20 protein-coding genes are annotated in these 18,423 nt (G+C 74.1%); 11 read left to right on the top strand and 9 right to left on the bottom strand.

Going from position 1 to position 18,423, the window contains the following annotated elements:
* The first annotated feature begins 10 nt into the window (after positions 1-10).
* Together GA0070562_RS19070 and GA0070562_RS30295 are read left to right on the top strand one after the other, a co-directional pair.
* Positions 11-592 (top strand): hypothetical protein, encoded by a 582-nt coding sequence (locus GA0070562_RS19070; protein WP_091423850.1) that lies wholly within the window; start codon positions 11-13, stop codon positions 590-592.
* Between the two features lie 377 nt (positions 593-969).
* Positions 970-1,638, top strand: coding sequence for a class F sortase (locus GA0070562_RS30295; RefSeq protein ID WP_175438796.1), 669 nt, complete (start codon positions 970-972; stop codon positions 1,636-1,638).
* 270 nt (positions 1,639-1,908) lie between these two features.
* Here GA0070562_RS30295 and GA0070562_RS19080 read toward each other — a convergent pair whose 3' ends face one another.
* From GA0070562_RS19080 to GA0070562_RS19090, 3 genes are read right to left on the bottom strand one after another with little or no spacing between them, the layout of a single operon-like run.
* A complete protein-coding gene (locus tag GA0070562_RS19080; RefSeq protein ID WP_091423856.1) occupies positions 1,909-2,223 on the bottom strand; it encodes an antibiotic biosynthesis monooxygenase family protein in 315 nt (104 codons plus the stop codon).
* A 25-nt stretch (positions 2,224-2,248) separates the two neighbouring features.
* Positions 2,249-3,046: an exodeoxyribonuclease III gene (locus GA0070562_RS19085; RefSeq protein ID WP_091423859.1), complete on the bottom strand. Its 798-nt coding sequence runs from the start codon at positions 3,044-3,046 to the stop codon at positions 2,249-2,251.
* 37 nt (positions 3,047-3,083) lie between these two features.
* Positions 3,084-4,004, bottom strand: coding sequence for a proteasome assembly chaperone family protein (locus GA0070562_RS19090; RefSeq protein WP_091423861.1), 921 nt, complete (start codon positions 4,002-4,004; stop codon positions 3,084-3,086).
* Positions 4,005-4,397: 393 nt separating this feature from the next.
* On the opposite strand from GA0070562_RS19090, the gene GA0070562_RS19095 reads away from it, so the two are divergent.
* The 3 genes from GA0070562_RS19095 to GA0070562_RS19100 all read left to right on the top strand — a co-directional run bounded on the left by GA0070562_RS19095 (position 4,398) and on the right by GA0070562_RS19100 (position 6,266).
* Positions 4,398-5,243: a peptidase M23 gene (locus GA0070562_RS19095; RefSeq protein ID WP_091423864.1), complete on the top strand. Its 846-nt coding sequence runs from the start codon at positions 4,398-4,400 to the stop codon at positions 5,241-5,243.
* 92 nt (positions 5,244-5,335) lie between these two features.
* Positions 5,336-5,482: a hypothetical protein gene (locus GA0070562_RS30300; protein ID WP_013285352.1), complete on the top strand. Its 147-nt coding sequence runs from the start codon at positions 5,336-5,338 to the stop codon at positions 5,480-5,482.
* 40 nt (positions 5,483-5,522) lie between these two features.
* Positions 5,523-6,266: an EcsC family protein gene (locus tag GA0070562_RS19100; RefSeq protein ID WP_091423867.1), complete on the top strand. Its 744-nt coding sequence runs from the start codon at positions 5,523-5,525 to the stop codon at positions 6,264-6,266.
* Positions 6,267-6,313: 47 nt separating this feature from the next.
* Here the strand turns inward: GA0070562_RS19100 and GA0070562_RS19105 are convergent, their stop codons facing one another.
* Positions 6,314-7,156, bottom strand: a complete 843-nt coding sequence (locus tag GA0070562_RS19105; protein WP_091423870.1) for a GDSL-type esterase/lipase family protein — start codon at positions 7,154-7,156, stop codon at positions 6,314-6,316.
* A gap of 99 nt (positions 7,157-7,255) precedes the next feature.
* On the bottom strand, positions 7,256-7,849 hold the full coding sequence (locus GA0070562_RS19110; protein WP_091423872.1) for an antibiotic biosynthesis monooxygenase: 594 nt from the start codon (positions 7,847-7,849) through the stop codon (positions 7,256-7,258).
* Between the two features lie 162 nt (positions 7,850-8,011).
* Here GA0070562_RS19110 and GA0070562_RS19115 point away from each other — a divergent pair, with 162 nt between their 5' ends.
* Genes GA0070562_RS19115 through GA0070562_RS19135 form a run of 5 tightly spaced genes read left to right on the top strand, consistent with a single transcriptional unit; the run spans position 8,012 to position 12,579 of the window.
* On the top strand, positions 8,012-8,275 hold the full coding sequence (locus tag GA0070562_RS19115; protein ID WP_091423875.1) for a DUF6343 family protein: 264 nt from the start codon (positions 8,012-8,014) through the stop codon (positions 8,273-8,275).
* 12 nt (positions 8,276-8,287) lie between these two features.
* Positions 8,288-9,700 (top strand): NADP-dependent succinic semialdehyde dehydrogenase, encoded by a 1,413-nt coding sequence (locus GA0070562_RS19120; RefSeq protein WP_091423877.1) that lies wholly within the window; start codon positions 8,288-8,290, stop codon positions 9,698-9,700.
* Between the two features lie 32 nt (positions 9,701-9,732).
* On the top strand, positions 9,733-10,707 hold the full coding sequence (locus tag GA0070562_RS19125; RefSeq protein ID WP_255474079.1) for a TIGR03885 family FMN-dependent LLM class oxidoreductase: 975 nt from the start codon (positions 9,733-9,735) through the stop codon (positions 10,705-10,707).
* Positions 10,708-10,744: 37 nt separating this feature from the next.
* Entirely contained in the window at positions 10,745-12,325 is a 1,581-nt protein-coding gene (locus GA0070562_RS19130) for a Na+/H+ antiporter (RefSeq protein WP_091423881.1), read from the top strand.
* Positions 12,322-12,579 (top strand): UBP-type zinc finger domain-containing protein, encoded by a 258-nt coding sequence (locus GA0070562_RS19135; RefSeq protein WP_091423884.1) that lies wholly within the window; start codon positions 12,322-12,324, stop codon positions 12,577-12,579. Before GA0070562_RS19130 ends, GA0070562_RS19135 begins: the two co-directional genes overlap by 4 nt.
* A gap of 1 nt (position 12,580) precedes the next feature.
* Here the strand turns inward: GA0070562_RS19135 and GA0070562_RS19140 are convergent, their stop codons facing one another.
* Positions 12,581-13,114, bottom strand: a complete 534-nt coding sequence (locus GA0070562_RS19140; protein WP_091423887.1) for a GNAT family N-acetyltransferase — start codon at positions 13,112-13,114, stop codon at positions 12,581-12,583.
* Positions 13,115-13,137: 23 nt separating this feature from the next.
* Positions 13,138-14,385, bottom strand: a complete 1,248-nt coding sequence (locus GA0070562_RS19145; RefSeq protein ID WP_091423891.1) for an MFS transporter — start codon at positions 14,383-14,385, stop codon at positions 13,138-13,140.
* 347 nt (positions 14,386-14,732) lie between these two features.
* Here GA0070562_RS19145 and GA0070562_RS19150 point away from each other — a divergent pair, with 347 nt between their 5' ends.
* Complete coding sequence (locus GA0070562_RS19150; RefSeq protein ID WP_091423894.1) at positions 14,733-15,263, top strand: DinB family protein; 531 nt, start codon at positions 14,733-14,735, stop codon at positions 15,261-15,263.
* 21 nt (positions 15,264-15,284) lie between these two features.
* On the opposite strand, the gene GA0070562_RS19155 is transcribed toward GA0070562_RS19150, so the two are convergent.
* Both GA0070562_RS19155 and GA0070562_RS19160 read right to left on the bottom strand, forming a co-directional pair.
* Positions 15,285-15,605, bottom strand: a complete 321-nt coding sequence (locus GA0070562_RS19155; protein ID WP_069089914.1) for a DMT family transporter — start codon at positions 15,603-15,605, stop codon at positions 15,285-15,287.
* Between the two features lie 53 nt (positions 15,606-15,658).
* Positions 15,659-18,265 (bottom strand): glycoside hydrolase family 9 protein, encoded by a 2,607-nt coding sequence (locus GA0070562_RS19160; protein WP_091423898.1) that lies wholly within the window; start codon positions 18,263-18,265, stop codon positions 15,659-15,661.
* Between the last annotated feature and the right edge of the window lie 158 nt (positions 18,266-18,423).

An 18,423-nucleotide genomic window follows, 5' to 3' on the forward strand; every position in this document is an offset into this window, starting at 1 on the left:
GGGAGGGGTCATGGGGTCGTTCAGGGTACGTGAGGCGCTGCTGGTCGCGGTCGCCGCGTGCGCCGCCCCGCTGGTCGGCGCGCTGCCCGCCCAGGCCGCGCCGCGCGCCGCCGAACCGGTGCCGGAACAGCCCCCGGCCGACGTGATCTTCGTGGAGGTCACGCCGGGCACCGTCTCGCCCGGCTACCTCGTCGGCATCCGGGCGAGCTGCCGGAACAACTCCGTGCCGGCGATCGTCACCTCGGACGCGTTCGGCAAGATCCAGGTGCAGCCGCAGCGCGGCCTGCTCACCGCCTCGCCGATGGTTCACGAGCGCACCCGGCCCGGCAACTACCGGGTCAAGCTGGAGTGCCCGGGCGGGGAGACCGCCTCCACCATGCTCCAGGTGGTCAAGCAGGGGCAGCCCACCCGGCAGCCGAGCCACGGTCCCAGTCATCTGCCCAGCCGCGGCCCGGCGACCGGTTTCGGCGGCACCGCCGGCCCCGGGCTCGGTGGTTTGCTGGTGCCGGTCGGGCTGGCGGTGACGGTGGTCGGCGCCGGGCTCGGTGTGGCAGCGTCCCGCCGGCACGGCCGCGGCGCCGCCAGAGGCTGAGGCCGGCGATGGCCGAGCACTTCGTCCCGCCGCCCGCCGGGTCCCGGCGCCCGGGCCGGCCGTCCCTGGCCCTGCCCCCACCCGCCGCGCCGCCGGCCGACGCCGCCCGTCCGTCCCGGACCGGTCCGCCGGCCGCGCCGTCCACCGACGTGGCCCGTCCGTCGCGGGCCGGCTCGCCCCACGGAAGCGGATCGGGTGCCTCTGTGGGCTCGCCTCGCCCGGCCGGCCGGAGCGGACCGACCGCCCAGACCGGATCGTCTGCCGTACCGGTCTCCGGGGCGCGGCCGTGGATGCCGCCGCCCGCCGCGTCGCGGCCGTGGTATCCGCCGTCGGCCGATCCGCCGGCCGTGCGCCCGCGGCCCGCGGGGCCACCGCCGGTGGAGCCGCCACCGGCGTCGCCGAACGGGCGGGGCCGGGGCTCCTGGTCGAAGCCGCTCGCAGTGGTGCTGGTGCTGGTCGGCGTGTTCGCCACCGGGGCCGGGCTCGGCCGCACGGCCGGGCCGTTCGACTTCGCCGACGCGTCGGCCGAGTCGAGCCGATCGAACGGGTCGGGCGCGGCGGCCCCGGCGAGCGCTGCCGCCCCGGTCCGGAAGCCGGCGAGCCGGCCGGTGCGCCTGGCGGTGCCCGCCATCAAGGTCAACGCGCCGGTCACCCCGGTCGGGCAGGCGAAGGACGGCTCGGTGGACGTGCCGCCGCTGACCGAGCACGACCAGACCGGCTGGTACGACCGCGGAGCGGTGCCCGGCGATCCCGGCCGGGCGATCATCGTCGGCCACGTCGACACCAAGAGCGGCCCGGCCGTCTTCTACCGGCTGCGCTCGCTCAAGCCCGGCGCGCGGATCCAGGTGACCCGCGCCGATCGCAGCGTGGTGACCTTCAAGGTGGACAGCGTCGAGTACTTCGACAAGGCGAACCTGCCGGCCGGCCGGGTCTACGGCGACTCGGGTCCGGCCGAGTTGCGCCTGATCACCTGCGGCGGCGAGTGGGTCGGCGGCCGTACCGGCTACCAGGACAACGTGATCGTCTTCGCGTCCCTAGCGAGCTGACCGCTCCCGCCCTGACCGCGTCGATCATGAGGTTGGCGGCGCAGGTTGCCCGTTTCGTCACCGCCAACTCCATGATCGCCGAGCGGAGACCCGGAGCGCGCCGGGGCCGTGGGAGATCTTGGTACGAAACGGCCCCTATGGGGGCGCGGATCTTCCAAGATCCGCGCGCGCCCCGGCCCTAAGCGCGTCGATCATGAGGTTGGCGGGGACAAAGTGGCCCGGGGAGTGCCGCCAACCTCATGATCGACGGAGAAGGGGAGGGGGAGGGGGTCAGGGGTTGGCGGGGACCTGCTGGACCACCTCGAACTCCAGCAGGGTGGCGCCGGTGGCGACGGGCTTGCGGGGTTCGCCGCCCTCGGCGTGCGCGGCCCGGGACGGGCCCTGCGCCCACGCCTGGTACGCCTCCTCGCTCTCCCAGCGCGTGTACACGAAGTAGCGGGTGTCCCCGGCGACCGGGCGCAGCAGCTCGAAGCCGAGGAAGCCGGGGGAGTTCTCCACCGCGCCGGCCCGGGCCGCGAACCGCTTCTCCAGCTCCTCGCCGGCGCCGGGCGGGACGTCGATCGCGTTGATCTTCACGACAGCCATACGTCCACCCTAACCAGCCTCGGACTCAGAACGTCTCGACGGCCGGTGCCAGGTCCGCGTCGACCACGATCGGGGCGTGGTCGGAGGGGCCCTTGCCCTTGCGGGCCTCCCGGTCCACGTACGCGGAGCGGACCGCGCGGGCGAACGACGCGCTGGCGTACACCAGGTCGATCCGCATGCCCTTGTTCTGGTGGAACATCCCGGCCCGGTAGTCCCAGTACGTGAACGGGTGCGGCCCCTTCATCGGCGTCGGCACCACGTCCTCCAGTCCCAGGTCGCGCAACGCGGCCAGGGCGGCCCGCTCGGCCGGGGTGACGTGGGTGGAGGTGACGAACAGCGCGGGATCCCAGACGTCGGCGTCGGTGGGCGCCACGTTGAAGTCACCGCACACGGCCACCGGCAGCGCGCCGGCGACCTCCGGTTCGAGGGCGTCGCGCAGCGCCGCGAACCAGGCCAGCTTGTACGCGTAGTGCGGGTCGTCCGGTGCGCGGCCGTTCGGCACGTACACCGACCAGACCCGCAGCCCGTCGCAGGTGGCCGAGATGGCACGGGCCTCGGGCTCGGGGAACCCGGGTTCGCCCGGGAAGCCGACCGCCACGTCGGCAAGCCCGACCCGGGACAGCACCGCGACGCCGTTCCATCGCCCGTCGCTGTGGCTGGCCACCTCGTAGCCCATCTCGCCCACCTCGGCGACCGGGAACGCCCCGTCGGGGCACTTGGTCTCCTGCAGGCACACGACGTCGGGTTTCGTGGTGGCCAGCCAGTCGAGCAGCCGGGGCAGGCGGGCCTTCACCGAGTTGACGTTCCAGGTCGCCAGGCGCATGCCCCCAGCCTGCCGCATCCCCGCCCGCCCCGCCCGGTCAGCGCTCCGGGGTGTCGCCGGGGCGGGTCTGCTCGGCGAGGAAGCGTTCCAGCTCGGCACCGAGCTCGTCGGCGGTGGGCAGCGGCCCGGTCTCGCCGGCGAGCAGGCTCTTCTCGCCCCGGCCACGGGCGAACGCGTCGTACTGCTCCTCCAGCGCCTGGACCAGCGTCGCCGCCTCCTCGGTCTGGGTGACCTGACGGTCGATCTCCACCCGGACCGCCTCGGCGGAGGTCCGCAGAGCCTCGACGGGCAGCAGCAGGCCGGTGCTGCGGGACACGGCGGACAGCAGAGCCTCGGCGGCGGCCGGGTACTCGGCCTGGGCCACGTAGTGCGGCACGTGCGCGGCGAAGCCGAGGGCGTCGCGCCCCTGCTCGCCGAGGCGGTACTCCAGCAGGTGACCGACGCCGGCCGGCACCTGCACCTTCTGCAGCCACGGCTCGTGCCCGGCGATCAGCTCCTTGCGGGTGGCGTGCGCCGTGACGCCGCTGGGCCGGGTGTGCGGCACCGCCATCGGGATCGAGTTGAGCCCTACGGTGAGCCGCACGTCGAGGCGGGCGCAGAGCCCGGCGACGGCGGCCACGAAACGCTCCCACTGCAGATCCGGCTCGGGGCCGGTGAGCAGCAGGAACGGGGTCTCGTCGTCGTCGCGCAGCAGGTGCAGCTCCAGCGCCGGGGCGTCGTAGGACTCCCAGTGGTCCTCGACGAACGTCATCACCGGGCGGCGGGAGCGGTAGTCGAAGACCTGGTCGACGTCGAAGCGGGCGATCACCCGGGCGTCGAGCGAGGTGAGCAGCTGTTCCCGGGCCAGCCGGGTGGCGTTGCCGGCGTCGACGAAGCCGGTGAGCGCCTGGATCAGCACCGGCTGGCCGAGCTCGGGCAGCTCGTCGGTGAGTTCGTAGAGCTCGTGTGGATCGAGCACCGGTGGGGTCCTCCCTGTCGACGCGTACGGGGGAGCGCCGTGCGTGCGGTCTCCCCGGTTCCGCCAACGTACCGGGGCGGGTGGTCCATTCCGTTACGGCCACATCCGATGCCCGGATGATGATCACGATTCGGCTACGCCCCGGTCCGGCGACCGATATCCCGATCGTCCGAACGGACGAGTTAGTCGATCATCGGGCGGGACCGGGAGGTCTGCGAGGTTCGTACCCGCGTCGCGGCCGCCCCGGGCGCAAGGGTGATTGGCCCGGTTCCCGAGGTCTGTCGCGCCCTGCGGCGGGCTGTGGCGCGGTGCCGGGGTTGCGGCGGCCGAAGTGTGGCGAGGACCACCTTTTGGGCCTGGGTGATCCCGGTTTGCCCTGCCTAGCCTCGTCGGATGCGTAACGACGGCAACCTCGACGACCCGAACGGCTCCGGCCGGCCGGCTGACCGTTCGGACGATACCCCCTCCACCAACCGGTTGGCCGCACTCCGGGGACTGGCCCGGCGTACCCGCTTCTGGGCACCGATGAACCCCCGGCCCGGCCGGACGAAGCTGGCGGTCGCCACGGGCGCGGCCTGCTGCCTGGGCCTGGTCGGCGTCAGCCAGGCCGGCATCGGCGCCCCGGACCGCGCCGCCGACCCGGCGCCCTCGGCGGAGGTCGCCGAGCGCGCGGCGGTCGACCCGGCCTCCCGGGCGATGGCCCGGCCGAGCACCGCCCCCGCCACCCCCAGCGCCGCCCCGTCCGCGACGGCGAGCCCGAAGGCGACCGCCAAGCCCAAGCCGAAGAAGACGGTCCGGCAGATCGTTCCGGTCGCCGGCCTGGACCGTACCCAGATGAACAACGCCAAGAAGATCGTGCAGGCCGGCAAGGAGATGGGCATGCCGCGCCGCGCCCTGGTCATCGCGGTGGCGACCGCCATGCAGGAGAGCACCCTGCTCAACTACGCCAGCGGCGTGCTGCCCGAGTCGCAGAGCTACCCGCACCAGGCCATCGGCTGGGACCACGACTCGGTCGGGTTGTTCCAGCAGCGTCCGAGCAGCGGCTGGGGCACCGTCGAGCAGCTCATGGACCCCGAGTACGCGACGAAGGCGTTCCTGTCCGCGCTGGCGGAGATCCCCGGCTGGAAGGACCTGCCGCTCTCGGTCGCCGCGCAGGCGGTGCAGATCTCGGCGTTCCCGGACGCGTACGCCCAGCACGAGTGGCGGGCCGGCGAGGTGGTGGCCGAGATCCTGGGCTGACCCGGACGGGTGGTTGCCGAAGGGCCGATTCGGGTATCAGGGACTTGCCGGTCCCAGGTACACATGAAGGGGACCGCGGGACGGAGGACACCATGTCGCTGATGCAACGGATCACCGCCTTCCTGCGGTCGCCGCGGGGCCAGCAGTTGGTCGACCGCGGCCGGCGTGAGATGTCGAAGCCGGAGAACCAGGCCCGGCTGCGGCAGATCGCGAACCGGCTGCAGTCGCGCCGGCGCTGACCCGCGTCACCCCCGCCGCACGAGCCCTCCGGAGCCCTTCGTGACCGACCCCGCCCCCGTCGACGGGGAGCCCAACGCCGTCCCCACCGCCCCCGTCCCGCCGGTGGAGGCGCCCGAGGCGCCGCCGGCCAAGCTGTGGGACCGGATGCGGGAGGATCCGCAGTACGCGCCGGAGCACCTGGCCCTGGAGGCGGTACGCCGGCTCGGCCCGGAGGCCGCCCAGTGGGCCGCCCGGGAGCGGGCACTGCGGCCGGGCGTGCCGCCGGAGCAGTTGGCCGACCAGGCGGTGCGCAAGTTCGTCAACCACGCCCGGCTCTCCGGCGCGGTCTCCGGCGCGGCCGGGCTGCCCGGTGCGGTGATCGACGTGGGCGTGCTGGCCTGGACCCAGGCCCGGCTGGTGCTGCACGTCGCGGCCGCCTACGGCGCCGACCCGACGCACGTCGACCGGGCCACCGACCTGCTGGTCCTCCAGCGCGTGCACAAGGCCGCCCAGACCGCCCGCCTGGCGCTCGGGGTGGCCGCCGGCCGGGAGCGGGCCGGCGCGTTGTTCGGCTCCGCCGCCGACCGGGCGCTGGGCCGGGTGATGCTCCAGCTCGGCGTCCGGCTGGCCCGGATGGCCGGGGTGCGGGCCGCCAAGCGGATGTTCGCCAAGGTCGTGCCGGGCGCCGCGATCGTGCTCGGCACCTGGGCCAACTCGTCGGCCACAAAGGAACTGGCCGACCGCACGCGTGCCCTCTACCGTGCCGCCGGCCCTCGGCAGCTACCCGGCCCGCGCCAGCCCTGACCAGCCTTGCGCCGGCCGCTCCACCCGGGACGGCCGGCGCCGGCCGGTCAGCTCGCCCAGCCGGAGGCGTTCCAGGCCACCTCGGCCAGCCGGCCCTGCCCGGCCGCGTTCGGGTGGAACCAGTCGAGCGCGTTGACCTGGTCCAGGTCGAAGCGGTGGCGGTGCACCGCGCCGCCGTCGAAGCGGCAGCGTGACCCGTACGCCCGGCAGGCGGCACGGAGCTGCCCGTCGTACGCCTCGATCCGGTCCTTGACGCGTGCCCGCCTGGCGACCGCGGCGGGCGCGCTCGACGTGGCGTCGGCCAGCAGCGCCGGGCAGACGCCCCGCGACCAGGCCCGCACGGCGCGGGGCTCGGTGTGCCCGATCTGCCAGAGCCGGTACAGGTCCGGGATGCTGACCACCAGCACCCGGGCCTTCGGCCGGCCCTCACGCAGCACGCCCAGCGCCGCGTCGACCTGGTCACGGAAGGTCGCGACAGGCGTCATGTCGTCGACGTCGCCCCGGCAGACGTCGTTCGCCCCGATCAGCACGGTGACCAGGTCGGCCTTGTCGCGTACCGCCGACCGGGCCTGGCCGGTCAGCGCGGACGCGCGGGCGCCGGGCGCGGCCCGGTTGTACGCCCGCAGCCCCGGCGCGTCGGCGCGCAGCCGCCGGTAGAGGCTCTCCACCCGCAGGCCGTCCCCGGTCGACCAGGAGTTGCGTTCGCAGCTCACCAGCACCAGGCAGGAGCCGTAGCCGGTGGTGACCGAGTCGCCGAGCGCGGCGATGACCCGGGGCTCGCCGGGGCGGGGCGTGCCGGACGGCCGGGGTGACGCCTCGCCGGAGCCGTCACAGGCGAGCGCCACGAGCGCCGCCAGGCAGGCCAGCGCGGCGATCCAGCGTCGAGGCATCGGTCCCCCGTCCGGCGGCGGCAACGGGCGCGTCGACCCTATGCCCCGGCGGGATCCCGGCGGCGGTTCTGTCGGCTATCGGGCATCGACCACCGTCGTTCACATCTGTCGTGTCGGCGCAGGGCGGCCGTGCAGCCAGCGGTGCAGCGCCCGGGTGATCCGGGGCAGCACCAGGTAGGTCATCAGCGGGGTGAGCACGAGCGTCATCAGCAGCGTCCGGCCGGCCAGCGGCACGTCGGCGAGGAACCGGGTGGTCAGCAGCGTGGCGGCCAGGCTGAGCGGGAAGAACGCCAGCCAGATCGTGACCGCCTGCTTCCAGCGCGGCGGCGCGGCCGGCTCCGGCTCGCCGAACGTCTCGACCACGTGATCCACCGGCGGGTCGAACCAGCCCTCGATGCCGGTGCGCCGCTCCACCCGGGTGTGCTCGACCATGCCCTGCGCCGAGCCGAGCCACCAGCGCCGCTGCGGCGAGTCCTCCCAGTCGCGCAGCGTGTCCGCGTCGGCGAAGCGGTACATCACGTGCCACTCGCCCGAGCCGGGGGCGCTGCGGACGAAACCGGCGCCGAGGAAGCCCGGGAAGCTCTCCGCGAGCGCCGTCCCGGCCCGCATCCACGCCACCACCTCGTCGGTACGCGCCGGGTCGGCGCGCCGGGACACGGCGACGGTCACGGGTACGGCCTGCGTCGTGGTCATGCCATCCTCTCCACCGGCCCGCGGGATCTCCGCCGGAACCGGCACCCGAAGTAACGCACCCGCCCGCCGGCCGCATCCGGCGACCGCCCGCCGGGTGTCCCGGATCACCGGCGTTCCCGCGCCGGCCGGTTATCCCCGCCCGTGCCGGGGTAGGCCCCAGGAATGACCCGATCACAGCCCCGTCGCGCCCGTGGCACGGTCGGCCACGCGAACAGCGCCCTGAACCTGCGGCTCGTGCTCGCCACGTTCGGTCTGGTCGTGATGACCGTCTTCGCGGTGCTCGCGTTCGCCGCGGACATCGCCTGGCTGGGTGTCGTCTGCGCGCTGCTCGCCGTGGTGGCGGTGGTCGACCTGGTCGTGATCCAGCGCCGCCGCGCCGCGCGCCGCCGCGAGGAACCGGGCGTGCGGCACTCGCTGTTCGAGTGACAGGAGTACGAGATGCCCATCGCCACCACCAACCCCGCCACCGGACAGGTGCTCAAGACGTACGAGGCGATGTCGGACGAGCAGATCGACGCCGCGATCGAGCGGGCCGACCTCGCCTTCCGGCAGTTGCGTGAGACCACCGTCGCGCAGCGGGCCCGGTGGCTCACCGCCGCCGCCGACCTGCTCGACGCCGAACGCGACGAGACGGCGCGGCTGATGACCACCGAGATGGGCAAGACGTACGCCGCCGCGAAGGCGGAGGTCACCAAGTGCGCCACCGCCTGCCGCTTCTACGCCGACAACGCGCCGGGGATGCTCGCCGACGAGCCCGCCGACGCCGCCGCGGTCAAGGCGAAGCGGGCGTACGTGCGCTACCAGCCGATCGGCCCCGTCCTGGCGGTGATGCCGTGGAACTTCCCGCTGTGGCAGGTGATGCGCTTCGCCGCCCCGGCCCTGATGGCCGGCAACACCGGCCTGCTCAAGCACGCCTCCAACGTGCCGCAGACCGCGCTCTTCCTGGAGGACCTGTTCCGCCGGGCCGGTTTCCCCGAGGGCGCGTTCACCACGCTGCTGGTCGGCTCCGACGCGGTCGACCGGATCCTCAGCGACCCCCGCGTCCGCGCCGCCACGCTCACCGGCAGCGAGCCGGCCGGCCGGTCCATCGCCCAGATCGCCGGGCGGGAGATCAAGAAGACGGTGCTGGAGCTGGGCGGCAGCGACCCGTTCGTGGTGATGCCCTCGGCCGACCTGGACACCGCCGCCGAGGTCGCCACCACCGCCCGCTGCCAGAACAACGGGCAGTCCTGCATCGCCGCGAAGCGGTTCATCGTGCACACCGACGTCTTCGACGCGTTCGCCGAGAAGTTCGCCGCCCGGATGGCGGCGCTGCGCGTCGGCGACCCGATGGACGACGGCACCGACGTCGGCCCGCTGGCCAGCGAGCGCGGCCGCGACGAGGTGCACGCCCAGGTCACCGACGCGGTGGACCAGGGCGCGACGGTGCTGTGCGGCGGCGAGAAGCCCTCCGGGGACGGCTGGTACTACCCGCCGACCGTGGTCACCGACCTGCGCCCGGAGATGCGGATGTGGAGCGAGGAGGTGTTCGGGCCGGTCGCCGGGCTCTACCGGGTCGGCTCGTACGACGAGGCGATCGAGGTCGCCAACGGCACCAGCTTCGGCCTCGGCTCGAACGCCTGGACCAACGACCCGGCCGAGCAGGAGCGCTTCGCCGTCGACCTGAACGCCGGCAACGTGTTCATCAACGGGATGACCACGTCCTACCCGGAGCTGCCGTTCGGCGGCGTGAAGAACTCCGGGTACGGCCGCGAGCTGTCCGCCGCCGGCATGCGCGAGTTCTGCAACACCAAGACCGTGTGGATCGGCGCGGGCGAGGCCGGCGCGGGCGCCGGCGCGCACTCCGAGTAGGGGCGATTGGCCGGACGCCGTCACGGGTAGGAGTGGCCACCATGACGGCGTTCGGCTTCCACGCATCCCACGAGCAGATCCACCCGGCCCGGCTGCTGGAGGCGGTGATCCACGCCGAACGCGCCGGCTTCGACGCGGCCATGTGCTCCGACCACTTCTCGCCGTGGAGCGAGCGGCAGGGCCAGTCCGGGTTCGCCTGGTCCTGGCTCGGCGCCGCGCTCCAGGCCACGAACCTGTCCTTCGGCGTGGTGAACGCGCCCGGCCAGCGCTACCACCCGGCGATCATCGCGCAGGCCATCGGCACGCTCGGCGCCATGTACCCGGGCCGGTTCTGGGCCGCGCTGGGCACCGGCGAGGCGGCCAACGAGCACATCACCGGCGAGGTCTGGCCGCGCAAGGACGTCCGCACCGCGCGGCTTCGCGAGTGCGTCGACGTGATCCGGGCGCTGCTGGCCGGCGAAGAGGTCAGCCACGACGGGCTCGTCACCGTGGACCGGGCGAAGCTGTGGACCCGGCCGGAGGAGCCGCCCGCGCTGGTCGGCGCCGCGGTCAGCGTCGCCACCGCGCGCTGGTGCGCCGAGTGGGCCGACGGACTGATCACCGTCAACGCGCCGGTCGAGCACCTGCGGCAGATGATCGACGCGTACCGGGACGCGGGTGGACGCGGTCCGCTGCACCTCCAGGTGCACGTGAGCTGGGCGCCCGAGCAGGAGCAGGCCGAGGCGATCGCGTACGAGCAGTGGCGCAGCAACGTGTTCGCGCCGCCGGTCTGCTGGGACCTGGAGACCCCCGAGCACTTCGACGTGGCGAGCGCCGACGTGCCGATGTCCAAGGTCGCCGAGACCGTGAACGTCTCCGCCGACCTGGGCCGGCACATCGGCTGGCTGGAGGAGTACGTGGCGCTGGGCTTCGACCAGATCGCGCTGCACCACGTCGGGCAGGAGCAGCGCGCGTTCATCGACACGTTCGGCGCCGAGGTGCTGCCGAAGCTGCGCTCCGCCGCCTGATCACACATCGGCCCTCCGGCGCTTAGGCTCCACGTTCGTGGATGCTCTGTTCGAGGTCGTGGTCTTCCTGGCCATCGCGACCTTCGGCGCGGCGCTGGCCCGCCGGCTCGGCCTGCTGGCGCCGATCCTGCTGGTGGTGCTCGGCCTCGCCCTGTCCTTCCTGCCGTTCTTCCCGCACGTGCGGCTGGACCCGGACCTGGTGCTGGTGGGCATCCTGCCGCCGCTGCTCTACGTGGCGGCGCTGGAGACGTCGGTGCCGGCGTTCCGGCTCAACCTGCGGCCGATCCTGCTCCTCGCGGTCGGGCTGGTCATCTTCACCGCGTTCGTGGTGGGCACCGTCGTGCACTGGTTCCTGCCCGAGCTGCCGTACGCGATCTGCCTGGCGCTGGGCGCGGTGGTGGCGCCGCCGGACGCGGTCGCCGCCACCGCGGTGGCGCGGCGGGTCGGCCTGCCCCGGCGGGTCGTCACCATCCTGGAGGGCGAGAGTCTGGTCAACGACGCCACCGCGTTGGTGCTGCTGCGGGTGGCGATCGTCGCCGCGACCGCCACCACCGGCGGCGTCGGCGTCGGCGACGTGGCCCGGGAGGTGGTCGTCGCGGCCGGCGGCGGCATCCTGGTCGGTCTGCTGGGCGTGGTGGTCTTCGGCTACCTGCACAAACGCATCACCGACCCGGTGCTGGACAACGCGCTGTCGCTGATCGTGCCGTTCGCCGTGGTCTTCGCCGCCGAGGAGATCCACGCCTCCGGCGTGGTCGCGGTGGTGGTGACCGGCCTGGGCATCGGGCACAAGCTGCCCACGCTGCTGTCGGCCGCCTCGCGGCTCCAGGTGACCGCGTTCTGGCGGCTGATCCGGTTCCTGCTGGAAGGACTGGTGTTCCTGCTGGTCGGCCTGCAACTGCCGGAGGTGGTACGCGACCTCGACGAGCCGTTCGGCTCGCTGGTGGCGATCACCGCGGCGGTGCTGGCCGCCGTCTTCCTGACCCGGTTCGTCTGGGTCTTCCCGGCCACCTACGTGGCGCGGCTCGTGCCCCGGGTCCGGCAGCGCGATCCGGCGCCGCCGGTGCAGTTCCCGGTCGTCATCGGCTGGGCCGGCATGCGGGGCGTGGTGACGCTCGCCGCCGCGCTGGGCCTGCCGCTCACCCTCGCCGGCGACACGCAGTACCCGCGCGGGCTGCTCATCTGGCTGGCCTTCGCGGTGATCGTCGCGACGCTGGTCGGGCAGGGCGCCACGCTGCCCTGGGTGGCCCGGCGGCTGCGGCTGCCCCCGGACGACCCGGTGCAGGACGCGTTGTCCGCCGCCGGGGTGCAGCAGCGGGCCAGCCGGGCGGCCCGGGACCGGCTCGACGAACTGGCCGCCGGCGCGCCGGAGGCGGTGGTGGAACGCCTGCGCGGGCTGACCACCTCCCGCGCCAACCTGGCCTGGGAACGGCTCGGCGGCACCGAACGGGAAACCCCCTCCCAGGCGTACGCGCGCCTCCGGCAGGAGATGATCGACGCCGAGCGGGAGGTGTTCCGGGCCGCCCGCGACTCCGGGCAGATCCCGGAGGAGGCGCTCACCCGCGCCTATCGTGATCTGGATCTGGAGGAGTCCATGCTGCGACAGGAGGCCGTCGAATGAGTTGCCAGCACCTGGCCGAGGCGGGCACGGCCGAGCCCGACACGACCACCGAGTGCCCCGACTGCGTGGCCATCGGCAACCCGGACTGGGTGCACCTGCGCGCCTGCCTGGCCTGCGGGCACGTGGGCTGCTGCGACTCCTCGCCGTACCAGCACGCCACGAAGCACTTCGAGTCCACCGGGCACCCGGTGATGCGGTCGATCCAGCCGGGGGAGTCGTGGCGCTGGTGCTTCGTGGACGAGGAGATCGGCTGACTCAGCCGACCCGGCGTTCCAGCACCTGCCCGGTCCACGTCGGACGGCCCGGCCGCTCCACGGTGAACGGCTCGGTGGCGGTGAAACCGCAGCGCTCGTAGAACCGCACGAGTGCCCGGTCCGGGCTGCGGAAGCAGTCCACCCGCAGCAGGCCGACGCCGCGTTCGCGGGCCAGCTCCGCCGCGTACGCCAGCAGCCGCGCCCCGACCCCGCGTCCCGCGTACGCCCGGTCGGTGACCAGCAGGTTCACGTACAGCTCCGGTTCGGTGGCCGGCGGCACGTACTCGGTCGCCGCGCCCACCACCAGCGCGCCCACCACAGTCGCGTCGATCTCGGCGAGGTGCAGGCCGTTCCCGGCCGCCCACGCGTCGGCCTGGGCGATGCGGCGCGGGTCGATCGACGCCGGCTCGGTGCCCCACTGGTCGGTACGCCCGCGTTCGGCCAGCCATGCGGTGGCGCTGTCGAGCAGCCGCAGCAGCGTGGGCGCGTCGCCGGGCCCACCCGGTCGGATGGTGATGCTCTGCTGGTCGGTCATCCCGCCATGCTGCTACACCGGGCTCAGCCGGGCACCCCGGCGGGCCGTGCCTCCGGAGCCGGCCGATCGGCTATCGCCCGGCGGGCCAGCGCCGGGGCGGCCAGACCGGCGGCGGCGAAGATCCCGCCGAGCGCCAGCCAGCCGACCGGACCGCCGCCGAGCACCAGCAGTGTGAGCAGGCCCCGGCCGAGCGCCTGGGCCAGCCCGGCGAGCAGGCCGTCCGCGCCCTGGTAGGCGCCGATCGCACCAGCCGGGGCCAGGTCGTAGGCGAGGCCCGCGCCGGCCGCGCTGTGCCACAGGTCGCCCACCGTCCACACCGCCGTCGCGACGAGCAGCAGGACGACCGCCGGGAGCACCGGCAGGACGCCCGTCACGGCGTACAGGGGCGTCGCCGCGGCGAGCACCAGCCCGGCCCGGCGTAGCTTCCGGGCGGCCGGCGCGGCTCGCTCCGCGCCCCGGCTCAGCCGTACCGCGAGCAGCACCGTGAGCACCGTGTTGACGAGCAGCACCGCCGACACCACCGGTGGCGGCGCGCCGGCCCGGTTCACCGTCCACAGCGGCACGACGAGCACGAGCACCGTCACGTGCGTGCTCAGCACCGCCGACGCGCCGCTGACGGCGAGGAACCGTCCGTCCCGCAGCGGTCCGCCGCGCCGCAGTGTTCCCGGCGTGCGTCGTGCGCCGTCGGCGGCCGGTTGCGGCGGCAGGCGCAGCAGCAGCGCCGCCGAGAGCAGGTAGGTGGCCGCGTTGCCGACCACGAGCACCTGGTACGCCCGGTGTGTGTCCACTGCCAGGGCGATCCCGGCCAGCGCGGTGCCGACGGTGATGCCCAGGTTCGCCACCGCGCGCAGCGTGGCGAAGGCGTGCACCCGGCCGTCCGGGCCGCCCACCGAGGCGACGAGCGCCGCCCGTACCGCCAGGTTGCCGGCCGCGAGCAGCGCCTCCGGCACCGCCACCGCCAGGAACGCCGGGAACGAGTCGACCAGCAGGTACGCCAGCGCGGCGACCGCCTGGCCCACCTGGAGGACGGCCCGGAGCGTACGCGGATCCCACCTGTCGGCCAGCCCGCCCAGCGGCACGCTCGCGCTCAGCCCGACCAGCCCGGCGGCGGTCAGTCCGGCGCCCACCGAGGTGGCGGAGAGGCCCACGTCCCGGGTCACGTAGAGCGCCCCGCCCGCCAGCCACAGCCCAGCGCCGACTGTGTTGACCAGCGTGGCGTACGCGAGCGTGCGCAGCGGCCCGGGCGGCGGGAGCGGCGAGACGCGTCCCATCAGTAGTGGGGTCCGGCGAGGGCCATGGGGTCGACGCTAGGCGCACCCGCAGTGGGTCCGATGCCCCGGACGGAGCGACGCCGCTCACACAGCGGACCGGCTGTGGCGCTCCGCTCCGGGCGGTGCCGCCGGGCGACGACCGTTCGGGTGGGCCGCCGCGCGGTCCCGTCCGGCAGTTCCCGCCCGAAAGAAGGGTGAGCTTCCAAGCGGTATGACTCTCAGGCATAAATATGACCGAGAGTCATATCGGACGATGGGCATCTCTTCTGTTCCGGAGCGGCACGCCGCCTGCCGGAAAGCGCCGTTAACCGGTCGACCAGGGGCTCGGGCCGTGCCACGATCGCGCGGTGCCCGCCTCCGTGACCGCCCTGCTGCGCCGGCAGTTCGACCTGACCTGGGCGCTCGCCGAATATCACCTCGACCGGCTGGAGCCGGCGGACCTCCTCTGGGAGCCGGCCGCGCTGTGCTGGACGATGCGCCCCGACCCGGCGGGCGGGTGGCGTCCCGACTGGGCCGACACCGAGCCGGACCCGGTCCCGGCGCCCACGGTCGGCTGGCTCACCTGGCACATCGGCTGGTGGTGGTCGGTCGCCGCCGACCACGTGCGGCAGCGGCCGGCGCGGGAACGTGACGACATCCGCTGGCCCGGGCCGGGCGGGGACACGGTCGCCTGGCTGCGAGGGCTGCGGGCGGAGTGGACGGACGCACTGGACGGGCTGACCGAGGACGACCTGGACCGGCCGGCCGCGTACCCCTGGCCCGCCGACGCGGGGTTGACCGTCGCGGACCTGGCGGCGTGGGTGAACGCCGAGCTGATGAAGAACGTGGCCGAGATCGGGCAGCTCCGGCTGCTGCGCGCGGCGGGGCTGCCGGGCTGAGCGGGGCCGGGCGGGCCGCGCTCAGTGCGCGCCGCCGAGGTTGAGCACCACCACCCCGGCGATGACCAGCCCCGCCCCGACCACCTTCGCGACGCTCAGCGGCTCACCCAGGAACGCCGCGCCGATCGCCATGATGGCGGCGGTGCCGAGGCCGGACCAGACCGCGTACGCGACGCCGACCGGGATGTCCTTGACGGCCAGCGAGAGCAACCCGAACGCGGACAGGTACGCCACGGCGAGGCCGAGCGTGGGCCAGAGCCGGGTGAAGCCGTCGGTGGCCTTGAGCAGACTGGTGCCGATCACCTCGGCGGTGATCGCGCCGAGCAGGAACAGGTACGCCATCGCAGGACCGTACCCGGTCCTGCGATGGCGCCCGGTTGGAGCGGCAAAGCCGGTCAGGAGACCGTGCAGGCCTTTCCGTTCAGCGTGACCAGCCCGGGGTCGGGGTTGGGACCGGGGGAGGAGACGCCGTTGAAGCCGAACGTGGTGCTGGCGCCGGGCGCCAGCTTCGCGTTCCACGACAGGTTCTTCGCGGTGACCGTGGCGCCGCTCTGGCCGACCTGCGCCGACCAGGACTGGCTCACCTTCTGACCACTGAGGAAGGCCCAGCGCAGGTTCCAGCCGTTCACCGCCGTCGTGCCGGTGTTGCGGACCGTCACCTGGGTGGTGAAGCCGGACGGCCAGCTCCCGTGCGTGGTGTAGGTGACCGCGCAGGACGGCGCCGGCACCGCGCCGGCGTCACCCTGGTCGGCCAGGAACGACGCGAGCCACGCCAGCGCCGAGTTCCAGTTGATCGCCACCTCGTTCGTCGCGTACGAGTTGATGTCGTCGACGTAGCAGAACATCGGCGCGCACCCGGCGAGCAGGTTCGCCGCGAACGGGTCCTGGAGTGCGGCGTTCGGACCACCGGCGAGCGAGCCGGCCGGCGGACGCGGCAGGTCCGGGTTCAGCTGGTGGCCGAAGATCCGGCTGTGCTGGTTGCGGGCGTGCTGCTCGCCCCACCCGGTCACGTACGACATGTTCAGCGCGTTGCGGCCGAACAGGTAGTCGGCGGCCTGCACCGCGCCGTCCCGGTACTTCGCGTCCCGGCTCAGGTCGAACGCGGTGCCCAGCACGATCGCGTTGTTCACCAGGTTGCTGTTGCTGCCCCAGACGTACGCGTCGGCGCTGCCGGGGAACGGCAGGCCGTACGCCTGGCCGGCGATCGTGGCCAGGTAGCTGTCGGCGGCGGCGGTGATGGACTCGCGGATGCGGGTCTTCTCCGCCGCGGGCAGCGTGTTCGGCACGGTGGCCAGGTCCAGGCGGCCCAACGCGGCGACGCTCTGCCAGCCGAACGCGCCGTTCGGGGCGAACACGTCGGCGGTGTGCAGCGGCGAGCCGGTGACGTCGGCCAGGTACGCCTTGTCGCCGGTGGTCAGCCACAGCTCGGCCGCGGCCCAGTAGAACTCGTCGCTGACGTTGGTGTCGTCGTACGCGCCGCCGCCGGTGCTGTCGCTGGCCGGGGCGTAGATCGCCGGGTTCGCCTTGGCCGCGGCGTACGCGGTCTTGGCGGCGGTGCCGCAGCGCGCGGCGAACGCGGCGTCGTACGGGGCGTACAGCCGCTGGCACTGCGCCGCGACGGCGGCCAGGTTCAGCGTGGCGGCGGTGGACGGCGGGTGCAGCTCACGCGGCTGCGGGTCGTCCTGCGGCTGCAGCGGCAGGCCGGTCCAGTTCCGGTCGTGGATCTTGTGGTGGACCATCCCGGCCAGCGGCTTGCCCGCCGGCACCTGCATGCGCAGCAGGAACTCCAGCTCCCAGCGGGCCTCGTCGAGCACGTCCGGCACGTCGTTGCCGCGCTCGGGCAGCCGCAGCGTGGAGTCGCCCAGAGCGGCGCCGCCGCCGGCGGTCTCGGCGGTCTTGGTCCGCTCGAAGGTGCTCAGCAGCTGGTAGGTGGCGATTCCGCCGTTGACGACGTACTTGCCGTGGTCACCGGCGTCGTACCAGCCGCCGCGCACGTCCAGCGAGTAGTCGCAGACGCCGGCCTGGCACGGCACGTCGGTGTCGCCCTGGTTGGGCTCGACGCCGAGGTGCCCGGCCGGCCGGGCGTACTCCTCGCCGATCAGGTCGCCGTCGATGGCGATGCCGCTGCGCTGGGCGTAGAAGAACTGGAGCGAGTCGGCGCGCAGCCGGTCGTAGAGCGCGCCGGAGATGTCGAACGGGTGGCTGGTCTCGCCGTCCACGGTCAGCGTGTAGCCGGTGCCCGGCTTGCGGTAGGCGGAGAAGTCGACGGTCTGCACGTTCTGCGCCGAGGCGGCGTCGGTGCCGCGCGGCGTGGTCTGCCCGCTGGCGACCACCGCGCCGCCGCCCGACTTGAGCTGCCAGGGCAGCGCGTCGGTGGCTTCGGTGACCACAGTCGCGTGCTTCGGCCCGCCGGGCAGGTAGCCGACCTGGTTGACCCGGACCCGGGGACCGGTGTCCGGCTCGTACGGCGGCGCCGGCTCCCCGCCGCGCAGCGACACGTTGTCCAGGCAGAACGTCTGCGCCTGGGCGCTGCCGCCGACCTGGAAGATCAGCTGGGCGGTGGGGTTGTCGGCCGGCGAGGTGAACGTGGTGGTGACGCGCTGGGCGGTGCCGGTGGCTGTCGCGTCGACGCTGGCGTAAGTGGTGTAGGGGGCGCTGCCGAGCTGGAGCACCGCCTTGACGGCCGCGCCGGGGGTCGCGGAGACGTCGAAGGCCAGCTCGTACTCGGCGCCCTGGGTCAGCGGCACCGCGTCCTGGCCGATGCCGGCGTCCCACGGGTTCGCGGTGCCCGCCGCGACGGAGGTGCAGAGCCGGCCGTCGACGACCGCGAGGTCGCCGGTGCCGTACGAGAACCAGGGTGAGACACCGGCGCTGAAGTCGCCGTTGCGGAGTTGTTCGGGGGCGTCCGGCGGCACCTCGGCGCTCGCCGGGCCGGCGGTGAGGCCGGTGAGCGCCAGCGTGGTGGCCGCGAGTGCGGCGAGCCGACGACGGGATCGGGTCACGGAGGTTCCTTCCGTGCTCGGGGGTGGTGGGGGAGACCGGGAGCTGGGAGCGCTCCCAATATCAGCCCGATGTTTCCACCGCGTTCCGCCGCTGTCAATCGATCCGGCCCGATGAGGGGCGCGCGCCCGCGCGCGGTGGGATTCGGCGCGCCACGTAC

It is taken from the genome of Micromonospora tulbaghiae (genome assembly GCF_900091605.1).
Classification (GTDB): Bacteria; Actinomycetota; Actinomycetes; order Mycobacteriales; family Micromonosporaceae; genus Micromonospora; species Micromonospora tulbaghiae.

Coding starts and splice junctions, on each gene's coding strand:
- GA0070562_RS30300 (WP_013285352.1), top strand. CDS start 5,336: ATGTCGCTGATGCAACGGATCACCGCCTTCCTGCGGTCGCCGCGGGGC.
- GA0070562_RS19110 (WP_091423872.1), bottom strand. CDS start 7,849: ATGACCACGACGCAGGCCGTACCCGTGACCGTCGCCGTGTCCCGGCGC.
- GA0070562_RS19155 (WP_069089914.1), bottom strand. CDS start 15,605: ATGGCGTACCTGTTCCTGCTCGGCGCGATCACCGCCGAGGTGATCGGC.
- GA0070562_RS19095 (WP_091423864.1), top strand. CDS start 4,398: ATGCGTAACGACGGCAACCTCGACGACCCGAACGGCTCCGGCCGGCCG.
- GA0070562_RS19085 (WP_091423859.1), bottom strand. CDS start 3,046: ATGCGCCTGGCGACCTGGAACGTCAACTCGGTGAAGGCCCGCCTGCCC.
- GA0070562_RS19115 (WP_091423875.1), top strand. CDS start 8,012: ATGACCCGATCACAGCCCCGTCGCGCCCGTGGCACGGTCGGCCACGCG.
- GA0070562_RS19140 (WP_091423887.1), bottom strand. CDS start 13,114: ATGACCGACCAGCAGAGCATCACCATCCGACCGGGTGGGCCCGGCGAC.
- GA0070562_RS19080 (WP_091423856.1), bottom strand. CDS start 2,223: ATGGCTGTCGTGAAGATCAACGCGATCGACGTCCCGCCCGGCGCCGGC.
- GA0070562_RS19135 (WP_091423884.1), top strand. CDS start 12,322: ATGAGTTGCCAGCACCTGGCCGAGGCGGGCACGGCCGAGCCCGACACG.
- GA0070562_RS19145 (WP_091423891.1), bottom strand. CDS start 14,385: ATGGGACGCGTCTCGCCGCTCCCGCCGCCCGGGCCGCTGCGCACGCTC.
- GA0070562_RS19105 (WP_091423870.1), bottom strand. CDS start 7,156: ATGCCTCGACGCTGGATCGCCGCGCTGGCCTGCCTGGCGGCGCTCGTG.
- GA0070562_RS19120 (WP_091423877.1), top strand. CDS start 8,288: ATGCCCATCGCCACCACCAACCCCGCCACCGGACAGGTGCTCAAGACG.
- GA0070562_RS19070 (WP_091423850.1), top strand. CDS start 11: ATGGGGTCGTTCAGGGTACGTGAGGCGCTGCTGGTCGCGGTCGCCGCG.